Origin of the sequence: Meiothermus sp. CFH 77666 (assembly GCF_017497985.1) — a bacterium.
Lineage (GTDB): Bacteria > Deinococcota > Deinococci > Deinococcales > Thermaceae > Meiothermus.
The window spans coordinates 1-24895 of record NZ_JAGDFV010000005.1 but is presented as its reverse complement, the minus strand read 5'-3'; the positions used below and the strand labels follow the sequence as shown (position 1 = coordinate 24895).

At 61.4% G+C, this 24895-nt stretch carries 18 protein-coding genes; 10 read left to right on the top strand and 8 right to left on the bottom strand.

Annotated features, from left to right (window positions below; all coding sequences use genetic code 11):
• Positions 1–74: 74 nt before the first annotated feature.
• A complete protein-coding gene (locus tag J3L12_RS03975) occupies positions 75–1148 on the bottom strand; it encodes a glucose-1-phosphate thymidylyltransferase (RefSeq protein ID WP_208013753.1) in 1074 nt (357 codons plus the stop codon).
• A gap of 199 nt (positions 1149–1347) precedes the next feature.
• Here J3L12_RS03975 and J3L12_RS03970 point away from each other — a divergent pair, with 199 nt between their 5' ends.
• Entirely contained in the window at positions 1348–2457 is a 1110-nt protein-coding gene (locus tag J3L12_RS03970) for a class II aldolase/adducin family protein (protein ID WP_208013752.1), read from the top strand.
• Between the two features lie 233 nt (positions 2458–2690).
• Here the strand turns inward: J3L12_RS03970 and J3L12_RS03965 are convergent, their stop codons facing one another.
• Positions 2691–3380: a monothiol bacilliredoxin BrxC family protein gene (locus J3L12_RS03965; protein WP_208013751.1), complete on the bottom strand. Its 690-nt coding sequence runs from the start codon at positions 3378–3380 to the stop codon at positions 2691–2693.
• A 151-nt stretch (positions 3381–3531) separates the two neighbouring features.
• Here J3L12_RS03965 and J3L12_RS03960 point away from each other — a divergent pair, with 151 nt between their 5' ends.
• Complete coding sequence (locus J3L12_RS03960; protein WP_347708828.1) at positions 3532–4299, top strand: VTT domain-containing protein; 768 nt, start codon at positions 3532–3534, stop codon at positions 4297–4299.
• Here J3L12_RS03960 and J3L12_RS03955 read toward each other — a convergent pair.
• Complete coding sequence (locus J3L12_RS03955) at positions 4291–5025, bottom strand: NAD-dependent deacylase (protein ID WP_208013750.1); 735 nt, start codon at positions 5023–5025, stop codon at positions 4291–4293. The two genes, J3L12_RS03960 and J3L12_RS03955, sit on opposite strands and share 9 nt — an antisense overlap.
• A 118-nt stretch (positions 5026–5143) precedes the next feature.
• Here J3L12_RS03955 and J3L12_RS03950 point away from each other — a divergent pair, with 118 nt between their 5' ends.
• Complete coding sequence (locus J3L12_RS03950; protein ID WP_208013749.1) at positions 5144–6655, top strand: NAD(P)H-hydrate dehydratase; 1512 nt, start codon at positions 5144–5146, stop codon at positions 6653–6655.
• Between the two features lie 113 nt (positions 6656–6768).
• Here J3L12_RS03950 and J3L12_RS03945 read toward each other — a convergent pair whose 3' ends face one another.
• Both J3L12_RS03945 and J3L12_RS03940 read right to left on the bottom strand, forming a co-directional pair.
• Positions 6769–7461, bottom strand: coding sequence for a hypothetical protein (locus J3L12_RS03945; protein WP_208013748.1), 693 nt, complete (start codon positions 7459–7461; stop codon positions 6769–6771).
• 289 nt (positions 7462–7750) lie between these two features.
• A complete protein-coding gene (locus tag J3L12_RS03940) occupies positions 7751–8596 on the bottom strand; it encodes a hypothetical protein (RefSeq protein ID WP_208013747.1) in 846 nt (281 codons plus the stop codon).
• 378 nt (positions 8597–8974) lie between these two features.
• On the opposite strand from J3L12_RS03940, the gene thrB reads away from it, so the two are divergent.
• The 3 genes from thrB (at position 8975) to metH (ending at position 14566) form a co-directional block, all read left to right on the top strand.
• Positions 8975–9877 carry a homoserine kinase gene (thrB, locus tag J3L12_RS03935; protein WP_208013746.1) on the top strand — a complete coding sequence of 301 codons (903 nt, stop codon included), beginning with the start codon at positions 8975–8977 and terminating at the stop codon, positions 9875–9877.
• The gene (locus tag J3L12_RS03930; protein WP_208013745.1) at positions 9847–10596 is read left to right on the top strand and encodes a DUF4388 domain-containing protein; all 750 of its coding nucleotides are present in this window, start codon (positions 9847–9849) and stop codon (positions 10594–10596) included. The genes thrB and J3L12_RS03930 overlap by 31 nt, the downstream gene beginning before the upstream one ends.
• Positions 10597–10846: 250 nt before the next feature.
• Positions 10847–14566 (top strand): methionine synthase, encoded by a 3720-nt coding sequence (gene metH, locus J3L12_RS03925; protein ID WP_347708837.1) that lies wholly within the window; start codon positions 10847–10849, stop codon positions 14564–14566.
• Here the strand turns inward: metH and J3L12_RS03920 are convergent.
• The 3 genes from J3L12_RS03920 to purE form a co-directional block, all read right to left on the bottom strand.
• Entirely contained in the window at positions 14556–15674 is a 1119-nt protein-coding gene (locus J3L12_RS03920) for a 5-(carboxyamino)imidazole ribonucleotide synthase (RefSeq protein ID WP_208013743.1), read from the bottom strand. The genes metH and J3L12_RS03920 overlap by 11 nt on opposite strands.
• A 453-nt stretch (positions 15675–16127) precedes the next feature.
• On the bottom strand, positions 16128–19889 hold the full coding sequence (locus J3L12_RS03915) for a PAS domain S-box protein (protein WP_208013742.1): 3762 nt from the start codon (positions 19887–19889) through the stop codon (positions 16128–16130).
• Positions 19890–19941: 52 nt separating this feature from the next.
• Positions 19942–20448 carry a 5-(carboxyamino)imidazole ribonucleotide mutase gene (purE, locus tag J3L12_RS03910; RefSeq protein ID WP_208013741.1) on the bottom strand — a complete coding sequence of 169 codons (507 nt, stop codon included), beginning with the start codon at positions 20446–20448 and terminating at the stop codon, positions 19942–19944.
• Positions 20449–20792: 344 nt separating this feature from the next.
• Between purE and J3L12_RS03905 the strand changes: the two genes are divergently transcribed.
• The 4 genes from J3L12_RS03905 (at position 20793) to J3L12_RS03890 (ending at position 24766) form a co-directional block, all read left to right on the top strand.
• Positions 20793–22238 (top strand): NADP-dependent isocitrate dehydrogenase, encoded by a 1446-nt coding sequence (locus J3L12_RS03905; RefSeq protein WP_208013740.1) that lies wholly within the window; start codon positions 20793–20795, stop codon positions 22236–22238.
• Between the two features lie 199 nt (positions 22239–22437).
• Complete coding sequence (locus J3L12_RS03900) at positions 22438–22845, top strand: thioesterase family protein (protein WP_208013739.1); 408 nt, start codon at positions 22438–22440, stop codon at positions 22843–22845.
• 4 nt (positions 22846–22849) lie between these two features.
• Positions 22850–24031: a hypothetical protein gene (locus J3L12_RS03895; protein WP_208013738.1), complete on the top strand. Its 1182-nt coding sequence runs from the start codon at positions 22850–22852 to the stop codon at positions 24029–24031.
• Between the two features lie 12 nt (positions 24032–24043).
• Entirely contained in the window at positions 24044–24766 is a 723-nt protein-coding gene (locus J3L12_RS03890) for a hypothetical protein (protein WP_208013737.1), read from the top strand.
• The last annotated feature ends 129 nt before the right edge of the window (positions 24767–24895 follow it).

Here is a 24895-nt window from a genome sequence, read left to right as displayed (position 1 = left end):
ACATGGTCATTTTGGGGAGAGCAAGGCAGGTCACTTTGGGCCAAGATACGTCCGGTAAAGGCTCGAGCCAAGAGTTACAACCTTACCCGGCTGCGATCCCCTAACACAAGCTGCAGCGTGTGGCGCCTCGTGTTCCCCTTGCCATCCACCACCACCCCCTGCCCCAGAATGCTGCTGTCCAGGCGATAGGGCAGCGCATAGACCTGGGCATCGTCCATCAGGATGGAGTACTCGACCTCGCTGGCCATCAGTTTGGCGTTCTTTCCAATAGCGGTGTAGGGGCCCACATAGCCATCCTCAATAAGGGCTCCTGGCCCAATATAGGCCGGGCCGCGCACCGTGCTGCGCACAATTTTGGCTCCTGGCTCCACCACCACTTCCCCAATCACTTCGGCCTCGAGCAGCTCGCCCTCCACCCGCCGCACGACCTGGGAAAGGGCCAGCCGGTTGGCATCCAGCAGGTCTTCGGGCTTGCCAGTATCTTTCCACCAGCCCCGCACCTGGTGGGCCACGACCCTCTGACCCCCATCCACCAGGCCCTGGATGGCCTCGGTAATCTCGTACTCGCCGCGCCCGGAGGGCTTCAGGCGGTTGATAATGGCATGAATGGCCGGGCTAAACAGATACACCCCCACCAATGCCAGGTTTGAGGGGGGATCCTGGGGTTTCTCCAGAAGGCGAACCACCTGACCGGCCTGGTTCAGCACCGCCACCCCAAAGGCCCGGGGGTCTTCCACCGGGGTGAGCAGCACAATGGCTTCCGGGCGGGTCTGGCGGTACTCGGCCACCAGGTGCTTGATGCCGCCCGAAAGCAGGTTGTCACCCAGGTAGAGCACAAAGGGGCTGTCGCCCAGGAACGGCTGGGCCGTCTTGACGGCATGGGCGATGCCCAGGGGGGCCTCCTGCACAATGTAGGTGAGGCGCACGCCCCAGCTCGAGCCGTCGCCCAGGGCAGCCCGCACCTCGTCGCCAGTTTCGGGGCTCAGAATCACGCCGATGTCGGTAATCCCGGCGGCCACCAGGTCTTCCAGGGCGTAAAAAAGGTTGGGCTTGCCCGCAATGGGAATCAGTTGCTTGGCGCGGGTGTGGGTCAGGGGGCGCAAACGTGTGCCCTTGCCGCCCGAGAGTACCAGTCCTTTGAGTTCCATAGCGGTGTACAGTGTATAAGATTTGTTGTGACCCACTGGGCTGTTTTGGTTCAAAATAGCCCAAAAATGGCCTAGAGAGCAAGGAAAAACGATGGTGTAGAATACATCGCGTGGCGTACAGCAACTACCCGCGTTTGCGTAACTACCTGCCCTGCGTTGAGCGCTAATCATCAAGTCGGGTTTCTTGGAGGGTTTCATCATGATCCAGTCCAAAAACGACTACAGCTCCATCCTAGCCCTGCAATCACCGCCCACTTTTACGGTTTTTGGCCAGCCCACGGCGGGCCTCGAGGCCCTGTCCCAGGAGCTTCCCACCGTGTTGCAGGCCCAGGGCTATCGGTTTGAGTCTGAACCCGATAGCCCTCGAGCCGTCCTGAACTTTATCCGGGCCGAGAAACCCATCCCCTACCGGCGCAAGGCCCAGGGAACCATGGTGATTTCCTTTCTCGAGCTGCCCCAGATGCCCGCCGACCCCATCGCCTCGCTGTATGGGTATCTGGTCAGGGCCCTGTCCAACATGCTGGTGGTCTATGTACCGGGGCAGGGGGCTTATTTCCTGACCCTGGAGCTCGGCCAGTACCACGAACCCGAAGGCCCAGGCTTTGCCGAGCGGCTTGCGGAGCGCATTCACCCCATTGCCTCCTCAGTGCTGGTGGTTAACAACCTGTTTGAACCCGACCTCGAGCCCGAGCTCTGGCAAGGCGACGCCCTGACCGAGAGCCTGAGCGCCGCCGGGCGCAAACTGGCCGAGTGGGACTTGCTACCCACCGCCTTCCCCATCGAAGAAATCCTGCCCCCCGAAGACTTCCGCCACGTCAAGCGGCTCTATGGCATCGGGGGGCTCTCGTATGGCAACCTCTCGGTACGCAAGGATGAAAAGCGCTTCTGGATGTCGGCCAGCGGGGTGGACAAAGCCAACCTGCGGGAGGTAGGGCGCGACATCCTGATGGTCACCGACTACGACGCAGAACAAAACGCCATGCGCCTCTCGGTGCCCCCGCACGTCGAGCCCCGCCGGGTGAGTGTGGACGCCATCGAGCACTGGATGATCTACCGCGAACACCCCCAGGTGGGGGCCATCCTGCACGTTCACGCCTGGATGGAAAACATCAGCTCGACCCAGTTCAACTACCCGTGCGGCACCTACCAACTGGCCGATGCGGTGGCCGAAAAAGTGCGCCAGGCCCCCGACCCCAGCCGGGCCGTGGTGGGGCTCAAGAACCACGGCCTGACCATCACCGGCCATAGCCTGCCGGAAATCCTGGAGCGCATCGAGGGCCGCCTCCTGCGCCAGGTGCCGATGTCCTAGCAGGGTTGCTGAACCGCATCCTCGCGTGGCCGATTAAGGGCCTCGCCCTATACCCTCCCCTGCTGCCCTCCCTACGTGGTAGGGAGGGGGCCCAAAGGCCATTACTCGTGGAAATTTGGAAGTGCATTGGTGTCTCTAAAACTGTGTACTTCGGAGTTTCCCTAACCGCTCAACAAACTGTCAAAAACCAGAACCAAGTCCCATGCTTGCGCTTGACCCCAGACCTGCAACCTCTACTCAAAGCTTGCAAATTCATCCGCCGGACTCTCCCCCATTCGGAGCCGTAAGCGCTTAGCCCGCTCCAGTAATGGCTCGGCTTTGCCGGCGAGCTGGGCCTGGAACTCGAGCGCCACCACCTTGCCGGGGGTGAAGGCCCGACCATCGGGGTTGGGGAACAGGCTGTTGAGCAGGTCAAAGTCTTGGTCTGAGCGCCAGCCCGCCTCTTTTTTGAGCTGATCCAGGTAGCCCCACTGGAAGCGCTCCTCGCTCAGTTGTCCACTGAGGAAGCGATCCAGTAGATCCCTGTACACATGCAACCCGGCCACAGCAGGGTTTCGCACCGGCTTGCCGATGTGAACCGGGAGCGACTGAAGCAGAAGGGGCTCCAGGTGGTCGGGGTTGATTTTCCAGTTATCCAGGTCGAAGAGGGGCCGGGCCTGTCGGAAGAGGATCAACTGCGGGCTGTGGTGCTGGATGCCGGTGCGGGCCTCCACATGGTTGGAAGCCGGGCGGTCTTCGGGAATGCGGATGATGCCTATGGCCACGTCCGGGCGGGGCTCGAGGTACTTCTGGACGTACTGCATGGCCTCCAAAGTCTTGTCGGTGGTGCTGGCCTTGAAAATCGCCGCGAGTTCGTGGCGCTCGAGAAAGACATCTACGTCCTCAGGGGTTTTGAGGGGGAAAACGCGTTCGCGCAGGCTCATGGTGCTACCAAGATATGCACTTTTGGGCCAAACCTTCGTGGGATACGTCGCGGTTTGCCGGATGAACGGTGCCGGTACCTGGTATATGTGGGAATCGCCCTGCCTGGGCTCGAGGCTTTCCACTTTTACCCAAGTGTGACCGATAACAAAGGTGATTCTCATTCATTGCGATACCCTGGACTTTGGAATGGAACGACTTCCTGCATCACGGCCCCTGCCCATACTGCCCATACTGCTGGCTTTGCTGCTGCTCACGGGCGCACTGGCGGGCTCCTATTTTGTCTTCCCTGGCTTCAAAGAGCGCATTGATGGGGCGTATGGTTTGCTCTCCAGCGGGAACCCGCAGGCCCTCCAGGCCTGGGTGGCCGGGCTGGGCTTCTGGGGCCCCCTGAGCATCATCGGTCTGATGATTGCCCAGACCCTGGTCTCGGTGGTGCCCATGACCCTGGTGATGCTGATCTCGGTGCTGGCCTTTGGGCCGGTGGTGGGGGGTGTGCTGGGCTGGGTTGGGGCCATCATTGCCGCCATGCTGGGCTACAGCCTGGCCAGGCTGCTGGGGCCAGTGGTGGTGGATCGCTTTGTCAGCGAGAAAATTCGCCTGAAGGTGGAAGAACAGGTCGAGCGCTACGGCCCCTGGGCCATCATTGCGCTGCGGCTATCGTTTGTGGTACCCACCGACAGCGTGAACTTTGTGGCGGGGCTGGTGCGGATGCACCCCCTCAAGTTCTTGCTGGCAACCTCGGTGGGGGCCGCCCCGGTGGCGGTGGTGGTGGCCTGGCTGGGCGCCGATTTCTCCCGCCTGGGGCCTTTTTTGCTGGTGGCAACCATTGTGGGCCTCGCGGCCCTGGGTGGCTGGATCCTCTACGACCAGTCCCGCCTGCGCAGACAAACCAACCCCGGCGAGCGCGAGTCAGCCTGACGCGGCCATCAGGGCTTCCATCCCCTCCACCGCCCCCATCCTGAGGGTACAGTCGGCCCAGCTCGAGAGCGGGGTGGGGTCGGGGTTTATTTCAATCAGATAGGCCCCATTCAGGCTGGCCAACCGACCCAGGCTGGCCGCAGGTTCTACCTCGGCGCTGGTGCCCACCACCAGGGCCACCTCGGCCTGGGCAAAGGCTTGCTCGGCTTGCTCGAAAGCCCCCATCGGTAACATCTCGCCAAACCAGACCACGTCCGGACGGCCCCGACCCCCACAACCAGGGCAGTACGGCGGCGGAACGAACTGGGCTGGGTCGGGCAGGGGGAATCGCTCTCCACACCGCTCACAGCGGCCCCTGGCGATGTTGCCATGCAGCTCGACCAGGCGGGTCGAACCGGCCCGGCTGTGCAGGCTATCCACGTTTTGCGTTGCCAGCAAAAAGCCCTCCCCTACACGCTTTTCCAGTTCTGCCAGCAGGGTGTGGGCCCGGTTGGGCTGGGCCTGCATCACGTTCTTGTAACGCCAGGCATACCACTCCCAGACCTTTTGGGGGTTGCGGGCATAGGCGCTGGGGGTGGCGTATTCCTCGAGGTCAAAGTCCTTCCACAGCCCCGCCGCATCGCGGAAGGTAGGAATGCCAGAGGGCTTGGAGATGCCCGCCCCGGTCAACACCGCGACCCGCCGAGCGCGGGCCAGACGCGCCTGGGCAGTGTTCAGGTTGCTCATGCTTCCAGTGTACGCTGGGGCCCCAGACTTCATAGAATAGGCTTGGGTTGCAGGAGCGCAACCGGGCGCCTGCTTTTTGGGCCCTCGCCCCTGACTCCTCGGCTCTCGAGCTTTTCCTATGCGACTTTTTACCGCTCAAGCCATGCGCGAGGCCGACCAGAAGGCCGTGGCGCTCGGCTATCCGAGTCTGATACTGATGGATGCCGCCGGGCGGCGAACGGCCAAGCGGCTGTTGCAGCATTTCGAGGGTCGCAAAATTGTGGTGTTGTGCGGCAAGGGCAACAACGGAGGAGACGGTCTGGTGGCCGCCCGCTGGCTGGCCCACTGGGGGCACGAGGTCGCGGTGTACGCCGCTGAGGGCCAGGAAGGCGACGCCGCCACGGCCCGGCAAGCGCTGCGGGCCCACGGCCTGGAAATCGAGGCGCTTTCGGCCTGGAAACCCGAAGCCCATAGCGTGGTGCTGGATGCGCTGTTTGGTACCGGCTTGCGGGGGCCACTGGAAGGTTTTTATGCCGAGCTAGTGGAAAGAATTAACCAATCCGGACTGCCCGTAGTGGCAGTGGACATGCCCTCGGGGCTGCCCTACGAGCCGCACGTCCGCGCCGACCTGACCGTGGCGCTGGCGGGCCTGAAAAACGAACACCTGTTTTATCCGCACCGGGCCGCTTGCGGGCGCATCCTGCTGGACTCGATTGGCATGCCCCCCAAAGCCCTGGAGAACCCCCAGCTCCCCGAACTACTGTGCCGCGAGACCTTGCGCCCTTTGCTACCGGTTCGCCCGGGTAACGCGCACAAAGGCTCGGTGGGGCGGGTGCTGGTGGTGGGGGGGTATCGAAGCTATACGGGTGCGCCCAGCCTGGCGGCCCTGGGGGCGTACCGAACCGGAGCCGGATTGGTCACGGTAGCTTACCCTGCCGACTGCGACGTACAGCCCCCTCTGGAAGCGGTGCGGCTTCCTTTGTTCGAGTGGAACACCGCCAACCTGCAAATGGCCCGGGCCGAGGCGGTGGCGGTAGGGATGGGGGCCGGAGAAGGGGGGATGGAGGCGGCCCTGGCTGCGTTGGGCCTGGCCCGCCCTACCGTACTCGACGCCGACGCTCTGCACGAGCGGGTGCTGCAAGCCTATGCCCAGGCAGGGCTTCCCACCATCATCACCCCCCACCCCGGCGAGGCCAGCCGACTGCTGGGGTTTTCTGCCGAGCAAATTACCCGCTTTCCCCTCGAGGCCGCCCAGAGCCTGGCCCAGCGCTATCCGGGCCTGGTGGTGGTGCTGAAGGGAGGCCCCACCGTGCTGGCCTGGATGCCACCCGATGCATCGGAGGCCAGGCTGGCGGTCAACAACACCGGCAACCCCCAGATGGCCACCGGCGGGATGGGCGATGTGCTGGCAGGGGTGATGGCTGCCCTTCTGGCCGCAGGCGTATCGGCCTGGGATGCTGCCCGCCTGGGGGTGTACCTGCACGGCCTGGCCGGGGATCGAACCCGCAAAACAGGTCTTCTGGCCCACGAAGTAGCCGAGGCTCTACCCGAAGCAATAGAACAGTTGCGCCGGGGTCTGGTCAAGGACTTTTGGGAGCCGGGGTGTGATACCAACTTTCGTAGACAGTGGTCTTTGAAGATCGATCCTTAGCCCCCTCATCCGGCGACACCCCAAGTGCAAGCAATGGCATGACTGTAACCATTTGGTTGTATCGCAGACCGGGTGTCGCCACCTTCTCCCGCCCAGGGGAGAAGGCAAGAGGTTCATTTGGGCTCTGTATGACGAGCACCCAGCAACAGCACACTCATCGCCAGCATCCACAGAACGTCGTAGGCCACGATAGACCACTGCGCCGGGGGAGCGCCGCCCAGCACATAGACCACTCGAGCCAGGCTACCCAACACCAGCGCCCAAACCACCCCCTGCAGGTATCGCCCTATACGCCCCCCGGCCAGTACAGGGGTTTGCTGGACAAACAGGAGGGTCAGGTAAAACGCAACCCCTGCATAAATCAGCTCGACCACGTTCAGGGGTCGAATTAGCGTGGTGAGACCTGCAAGCAACACCCCCCCCAGTACCGCCACCAGCACCAATCGCTGCGAAAAACCCAGCAGATACAACCCTTGGCGCTCCATGCTGATGGGCAAAAGCGTTCCCATAACCAAAAAGAAGGCCACCCCCATCAGGTAAATGCCCTCTCGAGCCGCCTGGGTGCTGATACCGGTGGCCACGTTGTAGGTAAACAGGAGATCTCCCAGTCCCAAGAAGAGCATCCCAACCGCCAGACCCCCCAGGGCCCGCCGCAAAATGGCAGGAGAACGAGCCGTCACGTACCAGAGCGCATAGGCTCCCACAAAGTTCGAAAGGCTAACAGCCAGGCTCCGCACGAAAGAATCGGTGAGCAACCCCCCCAGCCACACCAGCCAGAGCAAACCCAGCAGTCCCGTAATCACCATGAACCTGGTTATCATACGACCTCGGTGAAGCCTCCAGGTCAAGAAAGGCATCCAGCGACTTTGTGATGGGGTTATCAAATAGCCCTGTGTCCTTTGGCCTAATCCGGTTGCACCCTCTAGTCCAAAACCCCCTGAACCCCTTTCCTTCTCCCCTTGTGGGAGAAGGTGGCGACACCCTGTCAGCAGCAAGTAGGAACGACGTTGATGAGGTAATAGCAGCGTCTGGGGTGTCGCCGGTTGAGGGGTTGGGAAGAACCTCCTTATGAGTACTTTTGACCTGAGTTTGGCATTAGAGCGTTGGGCGGAGCAGTCGATCAAAAAGGGTGGCCGCGTTGGGCTCGAGGCTTTCGCTCATCCAGCGGCGCAGGGCTTTCTCCAGGGCAGCGGGGTCATCGGTGGTATGGATATTTCGCAGGCGCTCGAGGGCCAGCGGTGCGCCGCGCCCCATATATTCCCTGAGCACTTCCTGGGCCGCGTTCCAGACCACGTTCAGGCGAATGGCTCTTTGCTCCTGGTCTTCTTGCCGGGCCAGCTCGAGCAAATCGGGGGGCGCTTTGCTGGGGGCCTGCACCAGGTGTAGGTAGCCCTCGCGGAACTGGGCGGGCAGCTCTCCACCAAAAAGATGCTTTCCCCGCGCCAAAAACCAGGCCCGCCCCACCAGGCCATCCTCGAGCACCAGGGCACCGGTAAACTGCTCCTGCACCAGCGAATCCACCAGATCTGCTACCACCACACTGCTCGCGGCCACCGCAGTTATGCGCAATAGCCCCTGGGTAAGGGCCACCACCGGGGGCAGGTCGTCGGGTTGCAGCCGGTAAAGCGAGAGCGTACCCTGACCCAATTCACGCTGCAAAGCCCGGTAGGCCACGGTGCCGGAAAGGTGGCCGTAGGTGGTCTGTCGCCAGGCCTCCAAAAGCCGCCCCCGGTAAAACGCCAGCCAGCCCCGCTCCTCACCCGGAAAACGGGCCAGCGCGTAGCCGCAGAAGCTGTCTTCCCGCAGCCGCTCGACCAGTTCAGGCGTTAGCAAGCCGCCCGGCACGTTTTCGGCCAGGGGGTCTTGCTGGGGCAGAAAGCTCAGCAAGTAGCCCATCAGCGCAGGCGAGAGGCGCTCGAGCAAACCCCGGTTCTCGCTCACAGCTTCCCCTGCCCCGATGCCCGTCCCGCCGAAAGCGGACGCAGCCTCCGTAGGTTTGAGGCGCGATGCCTAAAAAGCGCTTCAATCCGCATACCGAAATTCAAGGCATTTCCTTGCTGATCGGGCCTCAAACCCGCCATACCCTGCTACCGATCCTCATGCCCTGGCCTCGAGGCCATTCTTAGACTCGCCACCAGGCACAAGCAATGGGTAAAGGGCTTTCGCATCCACAATAAGCTAATGGGCAGTGTACCATGTCAGCCGTCTGGATTATGGCTTGGCAGGCTCCGATTAGGGGAAGTCTCCTTCGTAGTTTTTGAGCACTTCCCGAGAAGGTCTGGGGTTATGATGACATGAACCGCTTCTGGCGGGAGAGCTATGTCCGACGAAGCCCTTTACGTTCAAGTTCCGGCCACCCTGGCCAATCTGGGTTCTGGCTTCGATGCGCTGGGGGTCGCCCTTGATCTGTACCTCGAGGTCAGCGCCTCGCCAGCATCCACCGATCAGTTGCACTACACCGGCCAGGGGCATGTACCCAATACCCCCGACAACCTGATCCACCAGGGTTACCGGGCCGCCTGGCAAGCCCTGGGCGATGCCAATCCGCCCCCCCTGGCCATCCAGGCTCACAACCCCATCCCGCTGGCCCGTGGGATGGGCAGCAGCTCGGCGGCTCTGGTCGCCGGGGCTGCGCTGGCCGACCTGCTCTCGGGGCATCGGCTCGGCAAAGAGGGCATATTTGCGGTCACCGCCGCCCTGGAAGGCCACCCCGACAATGTAGCGCCTGCGGTGTACGGGGGCTTTGTGGCGGCTCTGGCCGACCCCCCTCTGGCCCTGCCCCTGCCCACCCCTAAAGGGCTGGTGTTCGTCTTGGGAGTTCCCCCTTACGAAGTGCCCACCCCCCTGGCCAGAGCAGCGCTACCCCAAACCATTCCCCTTGCCGATGCGGTCTATAACCTGGCTCGCAGCGCACTCTGGCCGGCAGCCCTTTACTCGGGGCGTCTGGTGGCCTTGCGGGAAGCGGCAAAGGATCGCCTGCACCAGCCCTACCGGGCACACCTGATGCCGGGCCTCGAGGCGGCGCTTGAACGGGTTTATGCGGCGGGTGCGCTGGCCGCTTTTGTGGGAGGGGCTGGCCCAACCCTGGCTGCACTGACCGAGGTTCACCATACCGAGGCCATTCGCAGAGCCATGCAAGACTATGTGGGGCAGGGCTCCACCCTGGTGCTGGGGCCAGGAGAGGGTTTGCGGTGGAAGGCAGTTTCAGTACCATCCCGCTGAGCGATGTTCTGGAGATGATCCACGCCAACCGTGGAACCGGGGTTTTGCACCTGGAAAGTGGCAAACTCCCCCTGCATTTGCACTTTGAGGAGGGCGAGGTAGTTGCGGGGGGCATTCTGGACTGGGAGGGCTTCGAGGCCATCTCGACCTTTCCGCTACACCCCGAGCAAGGGCGCTTTAAGTTTGAAGCCGGGGCAGTACAGGGTGTTCCGCTAATGCCCTTCAAGGCATTCATGGGAGAGTGGGCCCGCCTGAACGACCAGTGGACCCGCTTTCGCAGTGTGATGGACTCCCCCAGCCGGGTTCTGGAAACCCCCCGAGCGGTAGAGCCCTATGCGGTCTTTGTGGGGGGCAAAAGTGTGCGTGCGGCGGCCAAAAGCTGGGGGGTTCCCCTCATTATCGCTGCCGAGCGGGCCTGGCGCGGGCTCCGGGAGGGCGACCTGACCAAACTGCGTAAATACGCCTGGTTCGCCCTGCGTATCCGCCACCCTTCAGCCCGCCGTACCCAGGCAGGCATCCGCGACCCCAGGGATATGACCGTGCTGCTGGATGGAAGCCGTAACCTGGGGGAGCTCATACACGCTGGCCTGCCCATTGCCAAAGTCCGCCATTATCTGATTGAGCGGATCGGCAGTGGCGAGCTGCAAGCGCCCGGCAGGGGCTGGATTCTGCGCGACTTGCTGTGGGAACTCGAGGCCGAGCAAAACCCACAGAAATAGAGCATAAGGTGCTGGATCGGTACACTTGAAGTTGTCATTCTACGAGGCTGCTGAAAGCCTAAAGCCGAAGGCCGAAAGCGTCCTGGCTGATGAAACGAGACCTATCTCAAGCCAAGCAACCATCCAAAAACCCTGCCAGTCTGTCCAATGGCTATCGGCTGTGGGCGATTTGCTACCAGCTGTGGGCTCCGGATAAACATGCTCCGCCTTTAGCTCTGGTATACCATGCCCTACAATAGCCCTTGTGAGTGTGAGCGCACCGCGTGACTTCTTTGCCGAGCAAGGCATCGAACCCCTGACCGCCCAGGGCTACCAGCGGGCGGCCCGTGCAGAGGCTTTCCCGTATCTGAAAGCCCTTTCGGAGCGGGTGCTGGTCTACGACGGGGCCATGGGCACCGAAATTTTCAAGTACAACCTGAGCGACGCGGATTATGGGGGCGAGCAGTATAGCGGCTGTCCTGAAATTTTGAACCGCACCCGCCCGGATGTGATCGAGACGATTCACCGCAGCTACCTCGAGGCGGGCGCAGACGTTATAGAGACCAACACTTTTGGCTGTCTGCCACACGTGCTTTCCGAGTACGGCCTGGAGGCCGAGGCCGAAGACCTGGCCTTTGCCGCCGCCCAGATTGCACGGAAGGCCGCCCAGGCGTACTCGAGCGCAAGACGAGGGCTTCACAGTGTGCCAAGTCCCCACCCTCAAGCAGTGGGCTCGCGCCTCTCGGCCTCGAGCGAAAAGCCCCGCTTTGTGGCTGGGGCCTTGGGGCCCGGCACCAAGCTCATCTCGCTGGGGCAGATTGGCTGGAAGGAGCTTTTTGCCTCGTACCGCACCGGGGCCAGGGGGTTGCTGCGCGGCGGGGTAGACCTGCTTCTGATTGAAACCTGCCAGGACATCCTGCAGGTGCGCTGTGCGGTGCTGGCCGCCCGGCAGGCCATGCAGGACGCAGAGCGGGAGGTGCCCCTGCAGGTGCAGGTCACCATCGAGGCCACCGGCACCATGCTGGTCGGCACCGACGACAGCGCCGCCCTGGCCGTGCTGGAGAGCCTGCCGGTAGATGTGGTGGGCATCAACTGCGCCGTGGGCCCCGACCTGATGGACTCGCACATCCGCCATTTCTGCCAGCACAGCACCCGCTGGGTGAGCTGCCTGCCCAATGCGGGCCTGCCCCGCAACGAGGGAGGCAAGGCGGTATTCGACCTCACCCCCGCCGAGCTGGCCCGCTGGCAGCTCAAGTTTGTGCAGGAGTACGGCCTGAACGTGGTGGGCGGTTGCTGCGGCACCGGGCCGGAGCATATTGGGGTGCTGGCCCAGGCCGTCCGGGGTCTGGCGTCCAGGGCCGAGCGCAGCCCGAACGCACTCCTAACCCCAGCCTCCCGACCCAGCGGGCAGGTAGCCAGCCTCTACCAGAGCGTCCCGCTCAGACAGGACACCGGCATTTTGATTGTGGGGGAGCGAACCAACGCCACGGGGAGCAAGAAGTTCCGCGAGCTGCTGTTTGCCGGCGACTTCGACGGCATGAGCGAGCTGGCCGCAGAGCAGGTGGCCGAAGGCGCTCACGTGCTGGATGTATCGGTGGCCTGGACCGGGCGCGACGAGGTGCGGGACATGCGCGAGGTGCTGAGGCGCTTTGCTACCAGCGTGCCCATTCCCATCATGATTGACTCCACCCAGCCCGAGGTGATGGAGGAAGCCCTGCTGCACCTGGGCGGGCGGGCCATATTGAACTCGGTGAACCTCGAGGATGGCCTGGAAAAGTTCGACCGGGTGGCGGCCCTGGCCAAACGCCACGGGGCCGCGCTGGTGGCCCTGACCATAGACGAGGACAAAGAAGCCGGCATGGCCAAGACGGTCGAACGCAAGGTGGAGATTGCCCTCCGCATGTACGAGCGCCTTACCCAGGTACACGGCATTATGGGGGAGGCCATCCTCTTTGACCTGCTCACCTTTCCCATCACCCAGGGCGACGAGGACACCCGCAAGCTGGCCCTGTGGACCATCGAGGGCATCCGCCGGTTGCGCCAACAGCTACCCGAGGTGGGCTTCATTCTGGGCATCTCCAACGTTTCCTTCGGGCTCTCGCCGCAGGCTCGGGTGGTGCTCAACTCGGTCTTTCTGGACGAGTGCATCCAGGCGGGCTTGACGGCAGCGATTCTGAATGCCGGTAAAATTCTGCCCATCAACCAGATTCCCCAGGAACAGTACCAGCTTGCCCTGGATCTGATCTACGACCGGCGGCAGTTCGGGCCGGACGGCGAGGTGACCCACGACCCCCTGTTTGCCTTTGTGGACTACTTCGCCAAGAACAAGGTGGACAAGGCCCTGGCCCGCGACCCCCTGGCCGGGCTCCCCCTCGAGGAGCGTCTGCAAAAACGCATCATCGAGGGACGCAAGGTGGGCCTCGAGGCCGACCTCGATCTGGCCCTGACCCAGTACACCCCCGTCGAAATCATCAACAAAATTCTGCTGGAGGGCATGAAGGTGGTGGGCGACCTGTTCGGCGCAGGCAAAATGCAACTGCCCTTCGTGCTGCAAGCCGCCGAGACCATGAAGGCCGCGGTGCGCTACCTCGAGCCCCGCATGGAAAAGCTCGAGGGCGTCCACAAGGGCACCATGGTACTTGCCACGGTGAAGGGCGATGTGCACGACATCGGCAAGAACCTGGTAGATATCATCCTCTCCAACAACGGCTACAAGGTGGTCAACCTGGGCATCAAAAAGCCCATCGAGGAAATTCTGGCGGCGGTGGAAGAACACCAGCCCGACGCCGTGGGCATGAGCGGGCTGCTGGTCAAGAGCACCGTGGTGATGAAGGAAAACCTGGAATACATGGCGGCCCGCAACATCGGGCTGCCGGTGGTGCTGGGCGGGGCGGCGCTCAACCGGCATTATGTGGAAAACGACCTGCGCCAGACCTACACCACCGGCCCGGTTTTCTACGCTTCCGATGCCTTCGATGGGCTCCAGATTATGGAGGAGCTGACCGGCCATGCCCCGCCCCGCCTCACCAGCCGTGAAGTAAGCGGCCACAAGTACAAGACTGCTTACGAGATTTTGCAGGAGAAGCTGATGGCCGGTTCAGCGTACATCCCCTCCAACATCCCACCGGCTCCCCGCATCCCCCGGCCCCCCTTCTGGGGACGGCGGGTGGTGGATCAGGGCGAGCTCGAGATCGGGGTCATCTCCCGCTACGTCAACAAGAACGCCCTCTTTCGGGGGCAGTGGGGCTTCCGCAAGGGCGAGATGAGCCAGCCGGAATACGAGGCCTACCTCGAGCGCCTGGCCGAGCCGATGTTCGAGGATATGGTGCTCCAGGCCATGGGCGAGGGTTGGCTCGAGCCCGCCGTGGTCTATGGCTACTGGCCGGTGGCCTCGGACAAAAACGACCTGATCGTCTTCGACCCAACCTCTGGAGCTGAGCTCTTCCGCTTCAACTTCCCCCGCCAGATGGGCGCGGGCTCCCGCCACCTGTGCATTGCCGACTTCTTCCGCCCCCGCCATGCCGAACCCCTGGGCGATGAAAGGGCGTGGTTTCCCCCCGCGGCCTGGGATAACGGGGCCAGAGACGTACTGGCCGCCCAGGTGGTCACGATGGGGCGCAGGGTCTCGCAGGTGGCCCAGGAGCTGTTTCAGTCCGATGCCTACCAGGATTATCTGTACCTGCACGGCTTCTCGGTGGAGATGGCCGAAGCCCTGGCCGAGTACTGGCACAAGCGCATCCGCCAGCAGTTGGACATTGCCCAGGACGACGCCACCAGCCTGGAAGAGCTCTTCCGACAGGGCTACCAGGGCAGCCGCTACAGCTTTGGCTACCCGGCCTGCCCCCGGCTGGAGGATCAGAAACACCTTCAGGATTTGCTCCAGTGGCAGGAAATTGGGGTCGAACTCAGCGAGGAGTACCAGCTTCACCCCGAGCAGTCCACCAGCGCCATTGTGGTGCACCACCCCGCCGCCAAGTATTTCAATCTGTGAGTGGCGCAGCCGCCGGGGTTTCGGCCAGAACCGCTTCTAGCTTCTTCAGGCCGGCCTCGAGGTCATCCAGCGCAGCGGCCCGCAAGGTGATGTGCCCCACTTTGCGCCCAGGGCGCACCGCCTTGCCGTACCAGTGCAGGTGTGCGCCGGGAATTTCCAGCACCCGAGCGGTGTTGGGCCTCTGGCCGATCAGGTTGAGCATGGCCGAATGCCCCCTGGCCTCGGTAGCCCCCAAAGGCCATCCCAGCACAGCTCGCAGGTGGTTCTCGAACTGGCTGGTCTCGGCCCCCTCAATGGTCCAGTGACCAGAGTTATGTACCCTGGGGGCCATCTCGTTGGCCCAGAGGGTGCCCTCCACTTCGAATAGCTCGATAGCCAGCACCCCCACGTAGTCCAGTTTTTCCATCACGCGGAAGGCCATGCTTTCGGCCTCGTGCTGCAAGCGGGCCGGGGTCGCCGGGGCGGGCGCCAGGCTTTTGCGCAAGATGCCCCCGGTATGGTGGTTTTCCACCAGGGGGTAAAAGGCCACCTGACCGCTTCGGCTTCGCACCGACAGGATGGAAAGCTCCCGCTCAAACGGCACAAAGGCTTCCAAAATGAGGGGCTGGCCCCCTAGCTGGGCCCAGGCAGGCTCTACATCGGCCTGTGAGCGCAGGAGCTTCTGGCCCTTGCCATCGTAGCCCAGTCGGCGGGTTTTGAGCAAAGCCGGATAACCGGTGCGCTCCAGGCCATCCAGCAGGTCGTTGTGGGTCTGTACCGCGTAGAACAGGGGGGTAGGGATGCCCAGCCCCTGAAAAAAGGTCTTTTCGGCCAGCCGATCCTGGGCTACCTCGAGGGCTGCCGGCGGCGGGTACACGCTCAGGCGTTCGGCCAGCCAGGTCACCGCCCCCACCGGTACATTCTCGAACTCGTAGGTGATGAGCTCGAGGCCCTCGGCAAAGCGTTCCAGCACCGTCTCATCTGCATAATCGCCCACCACCAGCCCGGCAACCTGGCCCGCCGGAGCCTCTGCCACCGGATCCAAAAACCGGAAGCGAAGCCCCAGCGGATACCCTGCCAGAGCCAGCATTCGCCCCAGTTGTCCTCCACCCAAAACGCCTATCTGCACGCCTATAGCCTACTCGAGGATTACTGAAGGACCAAATAGGCTTCCAGTCCAATGTCGTTTCGCAGCTTGCGTGTACTCCATCAAGCTGCACGATAAGTTTGCAAGACCAAAATCTGCCCAGAAGTGACCCAAAAGCGATATACAAGTCCCTCGGACGCGCCCCCTGGCGCGGCAAGTGAAGGGCGCATTTAGCGCCGCTCACGCGCAGAGTTGGTATAAGACCAACTCCAGCCAGATACTCATCTTTCAGCGACGCACAAGGTGGAAGGGGGCGACAGGAGGTAAGTTTTCACACGCCTGTCCCCTGTCCCCCATTCCCTGCTTCATCGTTCCCATAATAGGCAAATTGCTCAGACAATGATGGTAAAAGACCTCGAACTTCACGCTGCACGGTGAACGCACAGCAATCGAGGGAGTGCCGAGTGTTCTGCGGGGCAAACAGGCCCTGGTCTCTTAGCCGTCTGCCTTGATCGAGGGGAGCATCAACCGCTCGATGGGACGCGCTGGCGGCCAGTGTTCAATGGAGGCCGGGTGACCTACCAGATAGCCCTGTACCAGGTCGCAGTCGTTTTCAAGTAACCACTCGAGCTGCTGGGGCGTTTCTACCCCCTCGGCCACCACGTCGGCCTCTAAGCTATGCGCCAGGTCTATGGCCGCCCGAACCAGTTTCTCGTCCCGCACACTGCTGCCAAGGTAACTGATAAAGCTGCGGTCTATTTTGAGGCGATCCAGGGGAAGCTGGCGCAAATAGCCCAGCGAAGCATAGCCGCTGCCAAAATCGTCAATCGCCACCCGTACCCCCAGGGCTTTGAACACACTGAGCACCCTTCGGGCCTGGTCAGGGTCGCGCAGCAGGACACTCTCGGTTATTTCCAGGGTGAGCCACCGGGGGTCTACCTGGGCATCGGTCAGTTGTTGCAATAGCTCCCGTACTACCTCCGGCTGCACCAGCGACTGGGTGGAAATGTTGAGCGACAGGCGGTAAGGCAGTTTGAGCTGATGCCATCGCTTTAGTTGTCCCAGGCCCTTCCGCAGAACCAGGAGATCCATCTGCTCGATTAGATGAACCTCTTCGGCCAAGGGTACAAACTCCGAGGCGCTCAGCACTTTACCCTGATAGGGCCAGCACAAAAGCGCTTCTGCCCCTTCTATACTGCGCTTCTTGAGATGCCAGATCGGCTGATACAGCAGCTCTAGTTGTTGCTCCTGGGTAGCCTTGCGCAAATCCGCTTCGAATTGCAGCCGCTCATCGGTATAAGGGCTTTTGGAGGGGTCGTAGATGACCACCCGGCTGCCCGAGTCCTTGGCCTGGTACATGGCAATATCGGCCACCTTGAGCAGTTCGACAAACGTGCGACCATCCTTGGGGAAGCTGGCGATACCCACGCTTACCCCCAGGCTGGGCAGGTTAAGCGCAGATTTGCCCATACCCAGGCTGCTGCGGATTGCTCTAGACATTCGAAACGCGACCTGCTGGGCCTGTTCTGCATCGGTGTTGAACAGAATGCAAGCAAACTCGTCCCCTCCCAGCCGGGCCAGCAGGTCATCGGATCGGAGTTGTTTGCTCAAGACCTGTGAAACCTCCACCAGCAGTTCGTCGCCCACATCGTGCCCCAGGGAGTCGTTGACGGTTTTGAAATTATCCAGATCGAGGTAGAGCAAGCTAAGCGGCACATCCTGTTGGGTCGCCCTGGTCAGTAACTCCTCGGCAGCCCGCCGCAAAGCCCGGCGGTTGGGGAGCTTGGTCAGCTCGTCGTGGTAGGCCATGTACTCCACATAAGCCTGCTGTTGTTTGCGTTCGCTGATGTCCCGCATCCCGACCACAATGCCTTGCAGCCGGCCCGATTCCTCCCATACAAAATTAACCAGGCTCTCGATCCAAACCAAGTATCCGTCCTTGTGCCGACAGGCGCACTCGGTTTTGTAGGCGCGCCGTTCCCGAATGGCTTGCAGACCTTGCTGCCGAATGGAGGGCCACTGTGCTGAATCGGCCAGTACTGATACAGGATGGCCGATGAGTTTCTCTGGCGTATATCCCAGAACCTCCTGCACAGAAGGGGTCACGTACTGCACCCTACCCCTGGAATCGAGCAGCAACACCACGTCCTGGATGGTGTTGGTAATCTGGCGCAGGCGATACTCCCGTTCTCTAAGGGCCTCTTCGGCTTGCCGCCGCTCGGTGACGTCACGCCCGCTAACCACACTACCAATGGGGTTGCCCTGTTCGTCACAGATAAAGTTGACCAGGGTATCAATCCAGAGGTAGTGACCCTCCACATGGCGGTAACGGGCCTCGAGGCGATAGGAACCCCCACTTGCCAAACTGCGCTCGGCCAGAATCATCGCCTTTTCACGGTCTTCTGGCGCCAGGTAATCGAAGACCAGCTGCCCGAGCAGCTGCTCGGGCTTGTACCCCAGCAAGCGCTCCACCGAGGGGGTGACGTAGCGCATGTAGCCCAGCGGATCGGTCAGGGCTACCACATCCTGCATGGCATTGGTAATTTGCCGGAGCATCTGCTCGCTCTGGCGCACCGCCTGCTCGGCCTGATAGCGCTCGGTTACGTCTCGAATTCCCGTCACCGCCCCCCGGTCGCGGCCCTGGGCATCGAACAGGAAGTTGATGGAGGCTTCCATCTGGAGTTCGCGGCCATCGGGCCGCACAAAGGTAAAGCGGGACTGGGCGTAAGGCTGTTCAGGAGTTGCAGCCGCCGACAGGGCTTGAAAGCGCTCAGACTGTTCGGCATCCAGAAGGCCATAAGCCGAGCGTCCCACAATCGCCTCAGGGGCAATGCCCACTACCTTCTGCACCGATGGGGTAACGTAGCGAACGATGGCATTTTCGTCGGTCAGCAGCACGATATCCTGAATGGCGTCCGTAATCTGCCGCAACATCTGCTCGCTTCTGCGCAGTTGCTCTTCGGCCTCGCGGCGGTCTTGAATCTGGCGGGCACCCAGCACTATACGCAAGGGCTGGCCCTCCGGGTCGTAGATAAAATCGAGGTTGGTCTCGAGCCAGACCCTTGAACCGTCCCTGTGGCGGTGCTGGTACTCCAGCCGCAGGGGTCGCTTGCCTTCGCGGGCGGCACGTACAGCTTCCAGCACCCACGAATGGTCTTCGAGGTCAAAGAAGTCAAACGCACTGCGGCCCAGCAGTTCGTCGGGATCGTACCCGAGCGCCGCTTTCACCGATGGCGTGACGTACTCGATGACGCCTTTCACGCTCAGCAGCATGACCACATCGCGCATGGAGTTGGTCAGTTCACGCAAACGCTGCTCGCTTTCGCGCACGGCCTGCTCGGCCTGATAGCGGGTAGTGACATCGCGCACCCCGACCACAGCCCCCTGAAACACCGCCTCTGTGAAAAGGAAGTTGATGGAGGCCTCCAGCACCCGTGGTCTGCCATCGGGGTGCTGGTACACAAAACCGACCTGGGCCGTATGCGCCTGGGGTGTGGCCGCCTGGGTCATCTCCCTGAAGATACGGGCCTGCTCCGCATCGAGCAGGCTGTAGGCCGAACGGCCCAGCACCTCCCCGGGCTTCAATCCTGCCACCGAATGTATGGAGGGGGTGGCGTACTGGATGTTGGCCTGATTGTCGAGCAACAGCACCACATCCTGCACTGTTTCGGCGATCTGCAAGAGGGTCTTTTCGCTTTTCTGGCGCTCTGCCTCGGCTTGCTCGAGGTCGGTAACATCTTGCCCTACAGAAAAGGTTCCGATAACCCGTCCGTTTTCATCGCGCAGCAAGGCGTTATTCCACAAAACCCGCCTGCGTTCTTTGTTTCGGGTCAGGATACTGTTTTTGTACTGGGGTACCAGATCCCCATTCGCCATGGCCCGTTCAAAAATTTCCCGGACGCCCTCTTCAACCGGAATGAACCAATCGAACCAGTTTTGCCCGGCCAGCTGCGGCCATGTCCAGCCGGTAAGCTCGAGGAAATAGCGGTTACAGAAAACAATCCGGCCCTCCCGGTTGAGCTTGACCACCAGCAGTTTGGCATCTTCAAAGACTTCCTCCGCTTGGCGTTCAGAGTGCTCATACTTTCGCTCGAATAGGGTAAGTTGCCTGTACAAAAACCCCACCAGAGCAACAAAAAGCACTCCGGCGATTACCAAACCCCAGGGCTGGGGCAGCCTATGCAAGCCCACAATCACAAGCCCCACCAGCACGGCTGCCAGCAGTGCCCGTTGATAGGCTTGCTTGCCCTTGCTCACCCTTCTTAGTTTAGAGCATCGCCCGCCCTATTCCCGTCAAAAATCCACCTTGTCACCTTTCCCGACGAGGGTCGGGGTCGGCCAGAACCGACTCGGTCTGGGTTTTGCGGTACGCTTCCAGTGCCCTTTTACACTGGGGGTATTTGTTACCCAGGATGCTCGCGGCCAGCAGCGCCGCATTCACCGCCCCGGCCCGGCCAATCGCCAGGGTACCCACCGGCACGCCCGCCGGCATCTGCACGATAGACAAAAGGGAATCCAGCCCCTTCAAGGTTTTGGATTCCACCGGAACCCCCAGCACCGGAAGGCTGGTTTTGGCGGCGGTCATACCCGGAAGATGAGCTGCCCCACCGGCCCCGGCAATGATGACCTCGAGGCCCCGCGCTTCGGCTTGCTCGGCATACTCAAACAGCAAGTCCGGCGTTCGATGGGCCGAAACCACCCGCACCTCGTATGGAATCTGGAGCTGCTCGAGGGTTTGTGCGCTGTGCTGCATGGTTTCCCAGTCCGACCGAGAACCCATGATGATACCAACCAGGGGGTATTGTGGCATATCCATTGATACGCAGTTTATCGCATGACGCTTTTGTGCTTGACCCAAGGCACTTCACTAACGCGCTTTTTCACAGACCTAGTGTCCGGCTTGGGACGCTACTACCACCTGGCGCACAGACACCAGCCCGTCCCCCAGGGGATCGTCCTCTTCCCGAGATCATCCCTTGGCGCACCGCAAGGCGCTATCAAGGTGCAAAACCTTTAGAACAAACCGCTTAGCTCAAAAGCTGTTATTCCCCAGCGTAAGGGGTAGTGTAACAGAAATTGACCATAACGCAACCCGATTTTTCTTGCACCTGGTTGACCTAGATTGAGTTTCAAGCGCCCGTCGGCGCAAGGAGAACAAAAATGAGCAAAACACCCATCACGGTAGCTTTTGGCGATGGCATCGGCCCGGAGATTATGCGGGCAGTGCTGCAAATTCTAGACGCGGGAGGGGCCGAGATTGAACCCGAAATCATCGAGATTGGCGAAAACGTCTACCAGCGCGGACACACCAGTGGTATCGAGGAAAGCGCCTGGGAAAGCTTGCGGCGCACCAAAGTATTCCTCAAGGCCCCCATCACCACCCCCCAGGGTGGGGGCTACAAAAGCCTCAACGTAACCGTGCGCAAAACCCTGGGCCTGTATGCCAATGTGCGCCCCGTGCAAAGCTACGAGCCCTTCGTCACCACCAAGCACAAGTCCATTGACCTGGTGATTGTGCGGGAGAACGAAGAAGACCTCTACGCCGGCATCGAGTACCAGCAAACCGACGAGGTCACCATGGCCCTCAAGCTCATTTCCAAGCCAGGTACCGAACGGATTGTGCGCTATGCCTACGAGTTCGCCCGCCGCAACGGACGCAAAAAGGTCACCTGCATCTCCAAAGACAACATTATGAAAATTACCGATGGGCTCTTTCACAAGATGTTCGACGAGATTGGGGCCGAATACCCGGAGCTACACAAGGAGCACATGATTGTGGACATCGGCGCAGCTCGTCTGGCCGAGATACCCGAGCGCTTCGATGTGATTCTGGCTCCGAACCTGTATGGTGATATTCTCTCGGATATCGCCGCCGAGGTGGCCGGTTCGGTAGGTCTGGCGGGCTCGGCCAATGTGGGCGACGATTGCGCCATGTTCGAGGCTGTACACGGCAGTGCACCGGATATTGCTGGCAAGGGCATCGCCAACCCCTCCGGGCTGTTGCAGGGCGCCATCCTGATGCTGGTGCATATTGGTCAGCCCGAGGCCGCCGCCCGTATCAAGAATGCCTGGCTCAAAACCCTGGAAGACGGCATTCACACAGCAGACATTTACGATGAACGGGTCAGCGAGAAAAAGGTGGGCACCGAAGCGTTTGCCCAGGCCGTAATCGAGCGGCTGGGCCAGCTACCTGAACGCCTGCGGCCTGCCAGGTTTGGCGAGGCCAGCAAGGAGCCCATGGTGCCCCTTATGGTTCGGAACCCCAAACCGGCCCACAAGGAGCTTGTCGGAATTGACGTGTTCTTCAACTGGCGTGGCACCAAACCTGAGGAGCTGGCCAGGCTTTTGGAGCCCCTTTCCACCCCCAAACTCAAGCTCGCACTCATCACCAACCGCGGGGTGAAGGTATGGCCAGGGGGTTTCCCCGAAACCTTCCGCACCGACCACTGGCGGGGGCGCTTCATGGCCCAGAACGGAACCCCCAACCATCACGACATTGTAGAACTGATGGGCAAAATTGCCGCCGCCGGGATGGACTTTATCAAGACCGAACACCTCTACAACTTCGATGGCAAACCAGGGTATTCGTTGGGACAGGGGCAGTAGAGCAGACCAGGGAGGTTACCGGGGTAGGATTTCGAGAACAGTTAACCTGGCCTTCGACTTTGGGTAAGCACCCAGGAGGAGCGCGAACTAAAGGTCTCGGGCCACACCTAGCATCGTTTGCTTTTGGCTTTTGCCTTCGACATTTGACTACGAGGCTGATCCAACCCTTCCCCCAGGTTCCAACGGTAGACTATGCCCAATGGAGTCCAGAAGGCGCTTTGGTCATCGCAGGGTGGTTGTTGAAGGCGACATAGACAGCCTGGGGCACGTCAACAACACCGTTTACTTGCGCTACATCGAAGACTGTGTGACCGCCCATGCCGAGAGTGTCGGAATGGGCCTACCCCGCCTGCGGCAACTGGGGGTGATTCCGGTGGTACACCGCCACACCATCACCTACCACCGTTCGGCCCTTCTGGGAGATGAGCTCGAGGTCAGCACCGAGATTGTGGCCTTCCGGAGCTTTCGCGCCACCCGCCACAACAGGATAGAGCGAGCCGGGGTCTTGCTGGTGGAGTGCCAGACCGAGTGGGTCTGGGTTGACCCCCTGCGTGGGCGCCCCAAGGCAGTTCCGAAGGAGATCCAAGCAGCTTTTGGGCTAATCTAAGGCTATGAGCCTTCCCATCCGGCGAGTTACCTTTTACAAGCACGGTCTGGGTTTCTTTGAGCGGCAAGGGCTTTTTGTGGGGAACGAGCTACGCCTCGAGTTCCCCCGCGCAGCCATGGACGACGTTCTCAAGAGCCTGGTAGTGATTAGCCAGACCGGGCAGGTGCTGGGACTGGAGTTCGAAACCCCGCCCGACCGCAACCCAAAAGTGAGCCGCCAGCCCCTGGAGCTCTCCCCCGAGCAAAGCCTGACCGACCTGATTAAGGCATTTCGCGGACGCCTGGTGCGGGTACGGGCGGGGAGCGAGACCCTAGAGGGCCAGTTGATCGGCGCTGAACTCGAGGGCGAAGAGCACCTCAAACGGGGCAGGCTGAGTTTGTATCTGCCAGCAGAAAAGGTGGTGAGGGTACTGGAGCTACCCCAGGTTGAGCGGGTAGATCTGCTGGACGAAGGGGCCAGCCGCGACCTGGAGTTTTTTCTGCGCACTGCCGCTACCAACGAGGAGCGCAGCAGCGCCCTATTGCGCCTGAGCGAGGGCCGCCATGACCTGCGGGTAAGCTACATTGGCCCCGCCCCGGCCTGGCGGGTGAGCTACCGGCTCCTGGCCGACAGCCCCGAAAACGCCCCCGACCCCAACAGCCGCGAAATTCTGCTACAGGGCTGGGGGCTTTTCGACAACACCCTGGACGAAGACCTGGAAAAGGTGCAGCTATCGCTGGTGGCTGGAATGCCGGTCTCGTTTCGCTACGCCCTGCACCAGCCCCATACCCCTGAGCGTCCACTGGTAGAGGACGAAGAACGCACCGTGGAAGGCCCCATTGAGTATCAAGCAATACACGCAAGCAGGGAACCATCCTTTATTGAGTATGAGAGGCCCGCGCCAGCCGCTGCGGCGCTCGCCTTGCGGGCTCGAATTGATGACGAGGTGGAAAAGTCCAATCAGGCCATCGCCAGCGGCGCCGAGCGGGGGGCACTTTTTGCGTATCGGATTGAGCACCCGGTAAGCGTACGGCGGGGCCAGTCGGCCATGGTGCCCATTCTCAGCGCCCGGCTTTCAGGGCGGCGGGAGCTGTTATTCAATGAGCGCAAACAAGACAAAAACCCCGTCGCCAGCTTGCGCTTCAAAAACACCACCGGACTCTCGCTCGAGCGTGGGCCGGTCACGGTGCTCGAGGAGGCCGAATAAGCGGGCGAAGCCGTGCTGGACTACAGCCCGGACGGGGCGGAGATTATCGTGGCCTACGCAGTGGAGTTGGGCGTGCAGGTACGCACCCAGGAACGAAGACAAAACCGCACGGCCAAACTCTTGCTCAAACCTGGCTATCTACTCGTTCAGAAATACAACATCCAGCACACCCACTACGAAATCCAGAACAACACCCGCAAACCCGTGGAGGTTGTAATTGAACACAACCGTCAGCCCGGATACGCTTTATTCGATACCCCCGAGCCCGCCGAAAGCACCAGCGAGGTAGCCCGCTGGCGGGTATTTTGTGAAGCCCAGAGCCAGTCCCGGCTCGTGGTAGCCGAACGCCAGCTACAAGCCCGACGCGAAGAGGTTCGTCAGCTAAAAATGAAAGCGCTGGAGTCTTACTTCAAGGGGCAGTATCTCGACTCGGCCAGTTATGCCAAACTCAAGGCTCTGCTGGCCCTCTATGAGCAGCTCGACAGCCTCGAGGCCGAGCAGAATCGCCTGGAAAAGGAACGTCAAAAAATCCACACTCGACAAACCCAGATCCAGGGCAACCTGGCTCCCCTGGGCAACGCAGGCGAAGAGGGTCGGCTACGTTCGCGCCTGGTGGGTGAGTTGGAGCGGCTCGAGGATGCGCTGCAAACCCTGGAGGCGCAAGAAGCGGGGCTGGTTGCCCAAAAAGAAACACTACAACAGCAAATCGAAAAAGCGCTGGAGCAGTTGGAATAAGCCAGGCTTTTATCACAACCCTCGGATTAGCTTGAGTAGAGGATAGGGATTAGCCGAGAACTTTCTAACCGAGCGCAACACCGGCCACTTTTTGAGGTGCAAGAGGCTCAGGATTACATCTCGTAAGTA

What these genes read in the sequence shown, in the direction of transcription:
- J3L12_RS03975 (WP_208013753.1), bottom strand. Translation starts at nt 1,148, where the DNA reads ATGGAACTCAAAGGACTGGTACTCTCGGGCGGCAAGGGCACACGTTTG.
- J3L12_RS03970 (WP_208013752.1), top strand. Translation starts at nt 1,348, where the DNA reads ATGATCCAGTCCAAAAACGACTACAGCTCCATCCTAGCCCTGCAATCA.
- J3L12_RS03965 (WP_208013751.1), bottom strand. Translation starts at nt 3,380, where the DNA reads ATGAGCCTGCGCGAACGCGTTTTCCCCCTCAAAACCCCTGAGGACGTA.
- J3L12_RS03955 (WP_208013750.1), bottom strand. Translation starts at nt 5,025, where the DNA reads ATGAGCAACCTGAACACTGCCCAGGCGCGTCTGGCCCGCGCTCGGCGG.
- J3L12_RS03950 (WP_208013749.1), top strand. Translation starts at nt 5,144, where the DNA reads ATGCGACTTTTTACCGCTCAAGCCATGCGCGAGGCCGACCAGAAGGCC.
- J3L12_RS03945 (WP_208013748.1), bottom strand. Translation starts at nt 7,461, where the DNA reads ATGGTGATTACGGGACTGCTGGGTTTGCTCTGGCTGGTGTGGCTGGGG.
- thrB (WP_208013746.1), top strand. Translation starts at nt 8,975, where the DNA reads ATGTCCGACGAAGCCCTTTACGTTCAAGTTCCGGCCACCCTGGCCAAT.
- purE (WP_208013741.1), bottom strand. Translation starts at nt 20,448, where the DNA reads ATGGATATGCCACAATACCCCCTGGTTGGTATCATCATGGGTTCTCGG.
- J3L12_RS03905 (WP_208013740.1), top strand. Translation starts at nt 20,793, where the DNA reads ATGAGCAAAACACCCATCACGGTAGCTTTTGGCGATGGCATCGGCCCG.
- J3L12_RS03900 (WP_208013739.1), top strand. Translation starts at nt 22,438, where the DNA reads ATGGAGTCCAGAAGGCGCTTTGGTCATCGCAGGGTGGTTGTTGAAGGC.
- J3L12_RS03895 (WP_208013738.1), top strand. Translation starts at nt 22,850, where the DNA reads ATGAGCCTTCCCATCCGGCGAGTTACCTTTTACAAGCACGGTCTGGGT.